Raw genomic sequence first — 13,003 nt, 5'->3', positions numbered from 1 at the left:
TAAAAAATACATTTTTAGACGAATAAAAATGTATTTCATCGATTTTTATAAAGAATAAAATATTATTATTTTTACAAAATATGAAATGGGGACAGGCACTTAAAGACTATAAATTATATCTAAAAATTGAACGAGGCTTATCAGAAAACTCCATCGAAAACTATTCACGGGATGTTAAAAAATTAATTAACTATTTAGAGCATCATAATATAAACGAATCTCCAATAACAATTGCCAAAGAAATTGTTCAAGGCTTTATATATAATGTTGCTAAAAACATAAATGCACGTTCGCAATCACGTCTAATTTCTGGCTTGCGGAGCTTTTTTAGCTATTTAATATTTGAGGATTACAGAACCTCAAACCCTTTAGAGCTAATTGAATCCCCAAAAATTGGAAGAAAGTTACCTGATACCTTAAGTGAAGAAGAAATTGATACGATTATAAATGCCATAGATTTTAGTAAACCGGAAGGAGAACGTAATCGCGCTATGCTAGAAACACTTTATGGATGTGGCTTGCGAGTTAGCGAACTCATTAATCTTAAAATCTCTGATTTGTTTTTTGATGAAGGCTTTATAAAAGTTACTGGTAAAGGTGACAAACAACGCTTTGTACCTATTATAGATGTTACTCAAAAATATATTAATATATATAGAAAAGAAATTAGGAATCATTTAAACATACAAGCTGGCTTTGAGGATACACTTTTTTTAAACAGGAGAGGGAAACAACTTACCAGAGCAATGATTTTTACAATTATTAAACGGTTGGCAGAGAAAATTGGGCTCAAAAAAAATATTTCCCCCCATACTTTTAGACATTCTTTTGCTACTCATTTATTACAAAATGATGCAGATCTCAGGTCTATACAATTAATGCTTGGTCATGAAAGCATAACGACTACTGAAATTTATGTTCATTTAGATAAAAGTCATTTAACTAAAGTCATAGAACAATATCATCCTAGAAAATAAGTATTAAACTTAGCAATACACTTAGTATTTATCAATTAGCCTAACATTTTAATGTGATTTCTATCCATATATTTTAATAATCATGCTAGCACAACAAACTAATCATTACCCTAAAAAAGAATAAAATACCCCTATAAAATATATTTAGTGTTTTTTACCTTGTTATGATAAACTAAAACTAATTAAGACATGAAAACAAAACACTTAAAAATTTTATTATTTGCAATATTTGTAGTTGGTTTTACAACATCTTATTTATGTGCACAATCCATTGGTGGTCCAGGTTGGGTTTACGATGCGTCTGGCAAAGTAAATAACTTCTTTGAATCAAAACAGAAAAAATGGGCAACAGCTGGTGTTGTTGGAGGAATTCGAAACCCTGCAGCCCGGTCTCGTAATGTGGCAGCCGGTGAAAACACATCCCAGATTCAAGCAAAAATAAACGCCCTCTCTAATGCTGGTGGTGGTGTGCTCAAATTTCCTTCAGGAACATTTAATATTACCAAAACACTTAACGTTAAAAAAAATGTAGTTTTACAGGGTTCTAGTAGCGGAGTTACAACACTTAAAGACAAATTATCCACAAACAACAGTAATACTAATGGTGTCGTTATAAAGTTTGAAAACTTAAATACTGGTCATTCTGTAGGTGGTATTAGAAACATGACTCTAAAAGGACCTTTTTCGGGAAACCCAGTTATTAATAGCTGGACTACTGCAAAACCCAAAGCAAACAATATTATGGTAAATTTTTTAAGATCTAAAAATCTTTTTTTAGATAATGTAAAAATTATTAACAGTGGCGGTTCTCCCATTAGCACTTTTAATAGTAATGGAACTGGTCATCATACCTTTAGGAATTGCTTAATAAGTGGAGTATGGAACAAAGGTGGCGGAGGTCAAGGTTACTTTAACATTAGCTCTGGGTATTGCTTAGTATACAAATGTACCATTGAAAAACTTAGACACTTTGCAATTCAAAATGGAGGCGCTAAGTATAATGTTGTTTATAACAATACCATTAACCAGGATATCAATTTTCATAATGATGATAGCGGAAATAATCTTATAGAAAAAAATAACATCACCATAGGACAAGCCATTGTTGGGAGTACAAATAACCAACAACGGTTTGTAGTGATGGGACCTTGGTCAAATCAGCATACAGATTCTAGAGCTGATAATTATGTTTACAATAATACGGTATCCGAATATAACAGAAGTAACCCAAGATGCAAAAACAAAGGACGTGTATATAAGGGTGCCAGGGGTAAAGAACCTGGGAGAGAACCTGGAAATAATCCTTTTAGCACATCAGAAAGCATAGGTACGGGTAAAAGATTTTATTCTATTAAAAATGGTAATAATAGCAACAAAAAAACTAAGATAGAAACAGTAAACACAGTAAAGGAAGATGCTACTATTAAAGCTGATTTTAAAGTTTACCCAAACCCAATGGCACGAAATAGTACATTAAATGTTACTATACCCAATAGTATTGAAAACCCTAAAGTAATCATATCCAGTATAGACGGAAAAATTATTTATCAGAATGAAAATTTAACGCTAAAAGAAGATAAAACCTTACTATTAAATCTAAATCCAAAAAGCGGACTATATCTTATTCAAGTTAAAGGAAATACAAATGAAATCAACTCTAAATTCTTAGTTAAATAGCAGATTTTCAATAATTACATTATTTAGGATTAATCCATAATTATAATCCTTAAGCTTAAAAGAGGCTGTCTAAAAAGCAATTAATTATTGTCAAACTGAGCGCAGTCGAAGTTATAATGTTTTGAAAACTAAAGCATTTCGACTGCGCTCAATGTGACATTTAAACTAAAAACTTACTTTTTAGACAGCCTCTTTTAAATTGGATTAAGTCTTTATTTTTGAATATAATCTACTTCATAGTATGTACAATGATGAAACTATTTAGCAATATTTACAGCACGTGTTTCTCTAATAACAGTAACTTTAACTTGACCAGGATAGGTCATATCTGTTTGTACCTTTTGAGATATGCTGAATGATAAATCTGCTGCTTTTTGGTCATCTACTTTTTCACTTTCAACAATAACTCTTAGTTCTCTACCAGCTTGAATAGCATATGCTTTCTTAACACCTGTAAAACCAAAAGCAATATCCTCTAAATCTTTTAATCGCTGGATATAGCTATCCAACACTTGGCGACGTGCTCCAGGGCGTGCTCCAGAAATGGCATCACAGACTTGTATGATTGGCGCTAATAACGATTTCATTTCAATTTCATCGTGGTGTGCTCCTATCGCATTACATACATCGGCTTTTTCTCCAAATTTTTCAGCCCATTGCATCCCAAGAATAGCGTGTGGCGTTTCCATATCTGCTTCAGCATCTGGTACTTTACCTATATCATGTAATAATCCAGCGCGTTTTGCCAGTTTAGGGTTAAGTCCCAATTCTGCAGCCATAACACCACAAAGCTTTGCAACTTCACGTGAGTGTTGTAGCAAGTTCTGCCCATAAGAAGAACGATACTTCATACGTCCTACCATCTTAATAAGTTCTGGATTTAAATTATGTATTCCTAGATCAATGACAGTACGTTTTCCAACTTCAATAATTTCTTGTTCAATTTGTTTTTTAGTTTTCTTTACAATCTCTTCAATACGTGCTGGGTGAATTCTACCATCAGTCACTAATTTATGTAATGACAAACGGGCTATTTCTCTTCTTACTGAATCAAAACAAGATAATATAATGGCTTCTGGTGTATCATCAACTATAATTTCAACACCGGTTGCAGCTTCAATAGCACGAATATTTCTACCTTCTCTACCAATAATACGTCCTTTAACATCATCCGATTCTATATTGAATACAGACACACAATTATCAACAGCTTCCTCAGTTCCTATACGTTGTATGGTATTAATAATAACTTTTTTAGCATCTTGCTCTGCGGTTAGCTTGGCTTCTTCTAAAGAACTTTGTATGTAAGCCATCGCATCATTCTTCGCTTCTCCTTTTAAAGACTCAACCAACTGTTCCTTGGCTTCTTCTGCAGAAAGACTAGAAATAACCTCTAATTGCTGTACTTGGTTTTTATGAAGCTTATCTAGCTCCTCTTGCCTTTTTTCAAGAACATCAAGTCTATGGTTATAATCTTTAATTTTTCTTTCTAGATTTTCATTAAGTTTTTTTCCTTTTGAGAGTTCATTGGATATTTGTGATTCTTTATCACGTGTACGCTTCTCTGCTTCTGCCATTTTCTTATCTCTAGATAAGATGACCTTTTCATGTTCTGATTTGAGTTCTATAAATCTTTCTTTAGCCTGAAGAATTTTATCTTTTTTTAGCCTTTCCCCTTCACTTTTAGCTTCTTTGAGTATTAAATCTGCATTTTTTTTAGCTTCTTTTATAAGTTTAGAAGCATTATTCTTTTCTAGCCTTTTTGTTATGATAAAACCTATTATGAGTCCTAAAATAACGCCTCCTACTGCATATATAATTAAGTTGTCCATCGTATTTAGTTAGTTATTGTATATAAAAAAGCCTACACCAGTATAAAGTTTTGTATAAACTCCTTAAAAACAAGTTTAGGGCTAACAAGTTGATCAAGGGTCTGCCCAAACTACTGAAATAAATCCAGTACTGGCAGCATGCTTTTACAACTTAAACTCACCCTTTTTAAAGAATTAACGTTGAGTTTATCAAAAAAAATAACCAATGTAGGCAGTAACTTTTTAGTTTATTTTAAAGAACGTTAAGAGATCAAATAAGAATGTAATAAATCATTAAGCGAATTTAGCTTTTCTTCTACATGTTCATTTACATTATCTTTATTAATAGATTCCTGTTCTACTTGAGATGCAAACTGCAAGGCACACATCGCCAATACATCTTGTTTATCTCTAACAGAATAACTTTGCTCAAATTGCTTTATCATTGCTTCAATGTTTTTAGCTGCTTTACGCAATCCTTCTTCTTGACTTGCTTCAATAGTTAAAGGATACACTCTATTTGCTATAGACAGCTTTATTTTAAGCTTTTCTGACATTGAATTTATGTTACACTAATCTGAGAGTTGAGCAATACAATGATCTATATCTCTAATTAATGCGTTTATTTTAAGCTTAGTTTCTCTTTTATTATCGTCACTACCAAGCATTGTATTTGCTATTTTTAAAGCTTCATATTTTTCTTCCCAACTTGCAATATGCAATTTTTGGTTCTGAATTTCTTTTTTTGAAACTTCTAATTCTTCGTTTAATTTAGAATTAGCAAGTTTTAAAAGCTCTAATTTGTGTAATACCTTACTAATTTTGTTTTCTAAAGAATCTACAATATCTTCAATATTACTCATTTACAAATTTCAATACTTATAACACAAAGTTAACATACCTGTTTATAAATTACAATTGTTTTTTCATAAAATTTCAAAATCTATAGATATTGCTCATAATCAGATTAATGGTTACAACTATGGTTCGATTATTGTTTTATTCTTTGCATATCCATTTCAAATTAATATTTTAGCCATAATACTTTTATATGCGTTTTATACTTTCTCTTTTATTTATATCCTCGTTTTTTTTAAATGCGCAAAATAATTATCCTCAAGATTATTTTGATAGTCCTTTGGAAATTCCGTTGATATTATCAGGTACATTTGCTGAATTACGTTCTAATCATTTTCATTCTGGTTTAGACATAAAAACGCAACAAAGAACGGGTTTAAAAGTTAAAGCATCTGCTGATGGATTTGTAAGCAGAATAAAAGTTTCCCATTATGGTTATGGAAAAGCATTATACATCACACATCCAAATGGCTATACAACTGTTTATGCACATTTGCAAAAATTTGCTCCAGAGATTCAAGCGTACATTAAAAAGCATCAATATGAAAAAGAATCCTATGAGATCGAGTTATTTCCAAACGCAGAGGTTTTACCAGTAACAAAAAATAGTATTATAGCTTATAGTGGAAATTCGGGAGGCTCGGGGGGGCCTCACTTACATTATGAAATTCGGGATAAAAAAGAACACCCCATTAACCCGATGCTCTTTGGCATTGATATAAAGGATTCCACAAACCCAATAATAAAATCGATTTACGCATACCCTTTGGATGAAAATTCGTTTGTAAATAAAGCGAATACCAAACAAAAGCTGCAATTAATACCTTTAAAGAATGGTGATTATACTATAAAGAATATTGAAGCTTATGGCAATATTGGCTTTGGTATTGAAACTATAGATAGGCAAGACTTGGCTGCAAATTCAAATGGTGTTTATAACATTCAAACTTTTTTAAATGGTCGTAGAAACTTTGAATTGGATTTTAGGAAGTTTTCATTTAGCGAGACTAAACACATCAATCGGCTTATTGATTATGAACATTACACTACAAAAAAACAGCGGATTCAGAAACTATTCAAAAAAGATAACTTTCTAAGTTTATATAAGTCTGTTGTAAAAGATGGTTGTGTATCTATACAAGATAGTACATATTCGGTTTACAAAATTAGAGTTGCAGATTATAAGAACAATGAATCATGGGTGACTATACATATTAAGGGTACTAAAGACCATATTTCTGAGCCACAAAAAAAGCAATCAACACCTTATTATATAAAAGCTAATAAAGCTACAAACCTAAAAGAAGGACACGTTTCTGTTGATTTTTACAAGGATACGTTTTATGATGATTTTTACATGGACTTTCAAGTAAAAAACGACACACTTACTTTACATAAAAATGTTATTGCTGCTAATAAAACATTTAACATAACTTATGATGTGAGTGCATACAATGATGAAGATAAATCGAAATTATACATAGCCCGTCTGTTAGGGCGTAAAAAACAACCTGCTTACACATCTACAAAGAGAAAAGGAGATCTTTTGATAGCAAAAACAAAAACTCTGGGTACTTTTACACTAGCTACAGACAGCGTAAAGCCAACAATTACCCCTGTTAACTTTAAAAAAGGACAGTGGTTAAGTAAATATCGTTATTTAAAAATTAAAATTGAAGATGAGCTTTCTGGAATTTCTAAATACAGAGCTACAGTGAATGGCAAATGGATTTTAATGGAATACGATTATAAAACAAAAATACTTACTCATGATTTTAATGATGGCATCATTACAGATACAAAGAATAATTTAAAGGTAATAATAACTGATAATGTTGGAAATAATTCTACTTTTGAAGCGTTATTTTACCGAAAATAAATTTACGCACTTTTGAAAACAAAACTATTATTAACTTCCTTTATATTTTTTTTCATAATCACAATTGGTTTTTCACAAACAGCAACAATTAAAGGCGTTATATTAGATGAAAATAATCAACCTGTAGAAAAAGTCAATATTAAAACAGGAACTAGTGGAACCGTAACAAATTCTAACGGTTTTTTTATTTTAGAAATCAATGCCAATCAAGACATCGTAGTTGAGTTTACTCACCTTTCTCATAAAAAAATTGTAAGTACATTCAATTTGAAAAGTGGAGAAGAATACGAGTTTAATCCTGTAATGAGTACTTCTGTTGAACAAATAGCCACTGTTGTTGTAACTAACAATAGACGTAAAGAAGTTGAAGGTATAATAACTTTAAAACCTGAGGCTATAAGAAAAATACCTGGTGCCAATGCTGGAGTAGAAAATTTATTATTAACACTACCCGGCGTAAGTAATAATAACGAATTAAGTACTCAATATTCGGTACGTGGTGGAAATTACGACGAAAACTTAGTATACGTTAATGGCATTGAAGTTTATCGTCCCTTTTTAGTACGTTCTGGACAACAAGAAGGCTTAAGTTTTGTAAATACAAACTTAGTACAAAACGTTGATTTTTCTGCAGGTGGATTTCAGGCAAAATATGGAGACAAACTTTCTTCAGTTCTTGATATAACATACAAAACACCATACCAATTTGAAATTAATGCAGATTTAAGTTTATTGGGAGGTAGTCTTTCTGTTGAAAATATAAGCAAAGATTCGAGGTTTACTGCTATTACCGGTGTTCGCTATCGTGATAATAGCTTGCTAGTAAATGCTAAAGAAACTGAAACCAATTTTAATCCTACGTTTGCTGATGCCCAAACGTATTTCACTTATAAGTTTTCAAATAAATTTCATTTAAGCTTTTTGGGAAATGCCTCAATAAACAAGTACAATTACCAGCCACAAACAAGGCAAACTAATTTTGGCACATTAAGCGATCCTATTGCATTGATAGTCTTTTATGAAGGTCAAGAAAAAGATCGTTACCAAACTTATTTTGGTGCTTTAAAAGGCACCTATTTTGCTAATAACGACCTAACTCTTAAACTAATTACATCTACATATCACACTACCGAAGAAGAATATTTCGATATTTTTGCACAATACAGATTAGGTGAAGTAAATACAAATATTGGTGATGAAAATTTAGGTGAAGTAGAATTTAGTCAAGGTATTGGTAGTCAGCTAAACCATGGTCGAAATGATTTAGATGCCCTAATAACTAATATTGAACATAAAGGCGATTTTAATATTAATGATAATAGAATAGAGTGGTCTGTAAAATACACCAACGAAGATATTAGAGATCGCTTAATTGAATGGGAAATTATTGATTCGTCTGGATTCTCAATTAGACCACCAAGAACAACACCTATAAACGAACAACCGTATACTCCTTATAGTGGTCCGTTAGAAGCATTTCAAAATGTAAGAGCGACCAATAATACACAAATAAATAGAATACAGGCTTATGTACAATGGAGTAAACGCTCTAAAATAGGAACAAGCGATGTTTGGTATAATGCAGGTGCTAGGGTGCATAATTGGAGTGTTAAAGGAGATGGTATCGCGTCTTCAAATCAAACGGTATTTAGTCCTAGAGCCCAATTTGCTATTAAACCTTCTTGGGAAAAAGACATGCTTTTTAGAGTTGCAGCTGGGTTGTATTATCAACCTCCTTTTTATAGAGAGCTTCGAGAGGCTAATGGTGCCGTACAGCCTAATGTAAAGGCGCAACAATCATTTCATTTAGTATTAGGTAATGACTATAGTTTTAAAATGTGGGATAGACCTTTTAAACTAACCTCAGAAGTTTATTATAAAAACTTAACCAATGTAAATCCATATACTTTAGAAAATGTACGTATTCGTTATAGGGCAAGTAATAATGCTGAAGCTTATGCATACGGATTAGATATGCGTTTAAATGGGGAGTTTGTTCCGGGCACTGAATCGTGGTTTAGTTTTGGATATTTAAAAACCGAAGAAAATATAGATAACAGAGGTTATATCTCCAGGCCAACAGACCAACGTTTAAAATTCGCCGCTCTATTTCAAGATTATGTACCAAATGTGCCAAGTATGAAAATGTATTTAAATTTGGTTTATAATACCGGTTTACCGGGGGGGTCTCCTAGTTATGCAGATCCTTACGAATTCCAAAACAGATTACCAGATTATAAACGTGCTGATCTAGGTCTACAATTTGTACTTGTTGATGCAAAAAAACAATTTAAACGCGGCTGGAAAAAACCTTTTAAAGAGCTTTCTTTCGGATTTGAAATTTATAATATGTTTGATGTCCAAAACTCTATTACAAATACCTGGGTAAGAGACGCACTTAGTAAGCGTCAATTTGCCATTCCTAATTTTTTAACACCACGTGTTTTTAATGTAAGAACAACTATGAAGTTTTAAAATTTATTCAATAAAAGCTTTTAAAACGTCTATAACATAATCTACCTCCTCCTTAGTATTATACACACTAAATGAAAAACGAATTGAAGGTTTCTGCAAATCGGTATCGCTTAAAATTTCGGTCAAAACATGTGAGTTTTGGGAGCTACCGCTTTGGCATGCACTTCCTTTTGAACATGCTATGCCTTTTAAATCTAATTGAAATAATAGCATAGCAGCTTTTTTAGGAGGTACTGGCAAGCAAATATTAACAAGTGTGTAGGTGCTTTTTTCCAAATCACCAGACTGCCCATTAAATGTTACTTTAGGGATGTCTTTTACTACCTTATAAATAAAATAATGCTTTAACGCCTTAATAGAATCAGCCTCACTATTCATATTAGCGTAAGCACTTTTTAAGGCTACCTCCATACCAATAATATTATGCACACTTTCTGTACCTGCTCTAAGACCCCGCTCCTGCTCACCTCCAAAAATTAACGGTTTTAAGCCTGAATTCTTTCTAATAAAAGTAAACCCAACTCCTTTTGGCCCATGAAATTTATGAGCACTTGCCGCTAAAAAATCAATTTGCAACTCTTGTAAATCCATTTTATAGTGTCCTATAGACTGTACAGCATCAGTATGAAATAAAGCATCATTAGCCTTACACAAATTAGCAACACGCTTAATATCCAAAATATTACCAATTTCGTTATTGATATGCATTAAACTTACAAGTGTTTTATTTTCTGTTTGTATTAACGTTTCTAAATGCTTGTAATCAACATCGCCATGAGCAGTAATATTAACATAACTAACCAATATACCATACTCTTTTTCAAGTTGTTCTATAGTATGTAAAACTGCATGATGTTCAATTTTTGAAGTAATAACATGATTAACTCCTAAATCTCTAACGGCACTTCTAAGTACTAAATTATCAGCTTCAGTACCTCCAGCAGTAAACACAATTTCTCCAGCTGATACATTTAAATATTGAGCAATAGTCTTTCTTGATTGTTCAATTAATGACTTTGAAGATCTTCCAAAACTATGCGACGATGAGGCATTTCCATAGTTTTTTCTCATAACTTCCGTAATGGAAGTTATAACTTCGTCTCTCATTTGAGTAGTCGCAGCATTATCAAAATATACATTCTTCATAGAAAAGACATTTTATTAATTCAATACAAAATTCAGATAACCAAATAAACTTTTTAGAGTTCAAAAATACTTGAAATAAAATTATTTTCAATATGCTACGTTATAAATAACAATTCCATTATTTTTGTCCTAAAATTCGAACTCAATGCGTAAATTATTTTTAGTTTTAATATCTATATTTTTATTAAATATATACTCTTGTGACGATGGTGATGTAATTACTGTTGAGTTAGAATTTGAAGAAACTTTTGAAGCTTGCGAAGGCGTATCAAGTTTAATACTTTACAAAACTAAAAATGATCCATCCGAATCTTTATCTTTAAGAGTGAATGCCCTTACTTTTGATGAACTTCTTGAAGTTGATGAGGAGACTAAAACTTACACAAAAGAGGTTACAATAAATAGCTCTAACCCATTTAATTATAGAACTTATAGTAATGCTACGCTACCTTCTAATTTATTCTGTAATGACATTCCGCTTTCTGATGTCATTATAACCCAAGATATAGAAAGTACATCTGGAACTGCTGTAATTGAAACCATTTTAACAGAAGATGACAATGATGGCATCCCTGCTGAATTTGAGGATATAAACGGTAATGGAAATTTAGAAGATGATGATACTGACAACGATTCTATACCTAATTATATTGACCCAGACGATGATGGTGATAACATTTTAACGAAAGATGAAGGTGTCGATCCAAATAAAGACGGTATTTTTAGTGATGCCCAAGACACTGACGGAAACGGTACACCTGATTATTTAGATAATGATGATGATGGTGACGGGGTTAAAACACGCGATGAGGAAAACGATTCTGATGACCTAAACCCTGCAAACGATATTACCATTGGTACAACACCTGACTATTTAAATCCAGATGTATCTACTTTAGTAGAAGCTACAGCGTATAGGGATCATAATATTACCCAAACATTTACAGTATCACTTACAATTTCTAATTTTGATTTAACGCTAATATCTTTAGATATATTTGATTTTGGAATCCTACAAGACTCTAGATTAACAAAAACAAGAAAAGGAGAACCCGTTTTTAATTAATTAGGCATAACATTCTGATAAATATATACTTCGGTAGCTCCCAAACCATATTTCTGATAATTGGCTTCATAGAATTTTACATTATTATAGCGTCCAAATAAATATTCTAATTCTACTTTCAATACGCCTTCGCCTACCCCATGTATGAATACTATTTTTTGAATGCGTTTCCTTATGGCAAAGTCTAATTGACGCTTCGCTGTATCTAATTGTAGCGTTAATATATCGTGTTTAGACATTCCTTTTGAAGATCTAACTAATTGATTAATATGTAAATCTACCTCTAGAGTAGGCTCATACCTATCTTTTGCTCTCCTTTTTACCTGTTTTCTTTTTGAAGGTTGCTCTTTTTCTGAAACAACAGCATTAATAGTTGTTTGTGAAAATAATTCTCTAGTAAAAGTACTACTAGCTTTGTTTATAACTAACTCATCACTTTGAAAATCTAATAAAAAACCATCAGTTGTTTCAATAGAAATGGTATTTCCCGAAACTTTTCTTATCACTCCGGATAAGTTTTCATCAATAACTAACACAGAATCACCCAATTTTAAAGACATAACTAGCCGTTTTCAGTATTATCAACATCATCACTATCCTCTTTACTTGGTATGCTCCTAGATATTCTATAAACCCCCATCATGAGTATAATAATTCCTCCTATTAAAATATATTCGTTTTGCTCTGTGCCAGATTTGGCGTAGATAGCAACAATGGCGCCTAAAATTATCAATACATAATTAAAATACTTCATTAGTGACATGTCTTTTTATGGTTGGCAAATTACATTAAAAAATTAGATTTTAAATAATGATTTAATCGTGATTTTCTGAGCTCTATTTCGTTTAAAAACGTTTTATATCGATGAAAAACTAGTTTTTGTGAAAAAATATATATATTTGTTATCCTGAATACATGTAACCTATTTAAGCAATGTTTAGCAGATCTGCCCTTTTTCTTCTATTAATAAGCAATCTCTCTTTCTCGCAATTATCAGTAAGAAATGATGCTTATGTTTTTATAAATGATGAAATTGTCTTTGTTGAAGATGATATTAACCTAAACGAAGCAGATAGTTCTATTTATTTACGTAACGAAGCTCAAGTTATTCAAG

Annotated in this window: 12 protein-coding genes and 1 other RNA gene; 6 read left to right on the top strand and 7 right to left on the bottom strand. The window is 31.7% G+C overall.

The annotated features are described in order from the left end of the window. Positions 1 to 80: 80 nt before the first annotated feature. Entirely contained in the window at positions 81 to 977 is an 897-nt protein-coding gene (gene xerD / locus EM932_RS06455) for a site-specific tyrosine recombinase XerD (RefSeq protein ID WP_135876368.1), read from the top strand. A 189-nt stretch (positions 978 to 1,166) separates the two neighbouring features. Beyond that, a complete protein-coding gene (locus EM932_RS06450; RefSeq protein ID WP_135876367.1) occupies positions 1,167 to 2,654 on the top strand; it encodes a T9SS type A sorting domain-containing protein in 1,488 nt (495 codons plus the stop codon). Positions 2,655 to 2,911: 257 nt separating this feature from the next. On the opposite strand, the gene rny is transcribed toward EM932_RS06450, so the two are convergent. The 4 genes from rny to EM932_RS06430 all read right to left on the bottom strand — a co-directional run bounded on the left by rny (position 2,912) and on the right by EM932_RS06430 (position 5,328). Next, on the bottom strand, positions 2,912 to 4,486 hold the full coding sequence (gene rny / locus EM932_RS06445; RefSeq protein ID WP_135876366.1) for a ribonuclease Y: 1,575 nt from the start codon (positions 4,484 to 4,486) through the stop codon (positions 2,912 to 2,914). 56 nt (positions 4,487 to 4,542) lie between these two features. Continuing rightward, a non-coding RNA gene (gene ssrS, locus EM932_RS06440) (6S RNA) lies at positions 4,543 to 4,672 on the bottom strand. A 56-nt stretch (positions 4,673 to 4,728) separates the two neighbouring features. After that, complete coding sequence (locus EM932_RS06435) at positions 4,729 to 5,022, bottom strand: cell division protein ZapA (protein WP_135876365.1); 294 nt, start codon at positions 5,020 to 5,022, stop codon at positions 4,729 to 4,731. Between the two features lie 15 nt (positions 5,023 to 5,037). Then, entirely contained in the window at positions 5,038 to 5,328 is a 291-nt protein-coding gene (locus EM932_RS06430) for a hypothetical protein (RefSeq protein WP_135876364.1), read from the bottom strand. A 188-nt stretch (positions 5,329 to 5,516) separates the two neighbouring features. Between EM932_RS06430 and EM932_RS06425 the strand changes: the two genes are divergently transcribed. Further along, on the top strand, positions 5,517 to 7,202 hold the full coding sequence (locus EM932_RS06425) for a M23 family metallopeptidase (RefSeq protein WP_135876363.1): 1,686 nt from the start codon (positions 5,517 to 5,519) through the stop codon (positions 7,200 to 7,202). A 12-nt stretch (positions 7,203 to 7,214) separates the two neighbouring features. Next, positions 7,215 to 9,677 carry a TonB-dependent receptor gene (locus EM932_RS06420; RefSeq protein WP_246040945.1) on the top strand — a complete coding sequence of 821 codons (2,463 nt, stop codon included), beginning with the start codon at positions 7,215 to 7,217 and terminating at the stop codon, positions 9,675 to 9,677. Between the two features lie 3 nt (positions 9,678 to 9,680). Here EM932_RS06420 and EM932_RS06415 read toward each other — a convergent pair whose 3' ends face one another. Next, entirely contained in the window at positions 9,681 to 10,823 is a 1,143-nt protein-coding gene (locus EM932_RS06415) for a cysteine desulfurase family protein (RefSeq protein ID WP_135876362.1), read from the bottom strand. 145 nt (positions 10,824 to 10,968) lie between these two features. Here EM932_RS06415 and EM932_RS06410 point away from each other — a divergent pair, with 145 nt between their 5' ends. Continuing rightward, positions 10,969 to 11,889 (top strand): hypothetical protein, encoded by a 921-nt coding sequence (locus tag EM932_RS06410; protein ID WP_135876361.1) that lies wholly within the window; start codon positions 10,969 to 10,971, stop codon positions 11,887 to 11,889. Here the strand turns inward: EM932_RS06410 and EM932_RS06405 are convergent. Continuing rightward, positions 11,886 to 12,449, bottom strand: a complete 564-nt coding sequence (locus EM932_RS06405) for a Smr/MutS family protein (RefSeq protein ID WP_135876360.1) — start codon at positions 12,447 to 12,449, stop codon at positions 11,886 to 11,888. The two genes, EM932_RS06410 and EM932_RS06405, sit on opposite strands and share 4 nt — an antisense overlap. Positions 12,450 to 12,451: 2 nt before the next feature. Next, positions 12,452 to 12,643: a hypothetical protein gene (locus tag EM932_RS06400; protein WP_246040942.1), complete on the bottom strand. Its 192-nt coding sequence runs from the start codon at positions 12,641 to 12,643 to the stop codon at positions 12,452 to 12,454. Between the two features lie 179 nt (positions 12,644 to 12,822). Here EM932_RS06400 and EM932_RS21065 point away from each other — a divergent pair. Next, a partial coding sequence (locus tag EM932_RS21065) for a hypothetical protein (RefSeq protein WP_145988295.1) occupies positions 12,823 to 13,003 on the top strand: 181 nt, incomplete at its 3' end.

The organism is Flavivirga rizhaonensis (assembly GCF_004791695.1).
GTDB lineage: Bacteria > Bacteroidota > Bacteroidia > Flavobacteriales > Flavobacteriaceae > Flavivirga > Flavivirga rizhaonensis.
Note: the sequence above shows the minus strand (reverse complement) of the source record. Positions and strands in the feature narration are given on the sequence as shown.

What these genes read in the sequence shown, in the direction of transcription:
- xerD (WP_135876368.1), top strand. Translation starts at nt 81, where the DNA reads ATGAAATGGGGACAGGCACTTAAAGACTATAAATTATATCTAAAAATT.
- EM932_RS06450 (WP_135876367.1), top strand. Translation starts at nt 1,167, where the DNA reads ATGAAAACAAAACACTTAAAAATTTTATTATTTGCAATATTTGTAGTT.
- rny (WP_135876366.1), bottom strand. Translation starts at nt 4,486, where the DNA reads ATGGACAACTTAATTATATATGCAGTAGGAGGCGTTATTTTAGGACTC.
- EM932_RS06435 (WP_135876365.1), bottom strand. Translation starts at nt 5,022, where the DNA reads ATGTCAGAAAAGCTTAAAATAAAGCTGTCTATAGCAAATAGAGTGTAT.
- EM932_RS06430 (WP_135876364.1), bottom strand. Translation starts at nt 5,328, where the DNA reads ATGAGTAATATTGAAGATATTGTAGATTCTTTAGAAAACAAAATTAGT.
- EM932_RS06425 (WP_135876363.1), top strand. Translation starts at nt 5,517, where the DNA reads ATGCGTTTTATACTTTCTCTTTTATTTATATCCTCGTTTTTTTTAAAT.
- EM932_RS06415 (WP_135876362.1), bottom strand. Translation starts at nt 10,823, where the DNA reads ATGAAGAATGTATATTTTGATAATGCTGCGACTACTCAAATGAGAGAC.
- EM932_RS06410 (WP_135876361.1), top strand. Translation starts at nt 10,969, where the DNA reads ATGCGTAAATTATTTTTAGTTTTAATATCTATATTTTTATTAAATATA.
- EM932_RS06405 (WP_135876360.1), bottom strand. Translation starts at nt 12,449, where the DNA reads ATGTCTTTAAAATTGGGTGATTCTGTGTTAGTTATTGATGAAAACTTA.
- EM932_RS06400 (WP_246040942.1), bottom strand. Translation starts at nt 12,643, where the DNA reads ATGAAGTATTTTAATTATGTATTGATAATTTTAGGCGCCATTGTTGCT.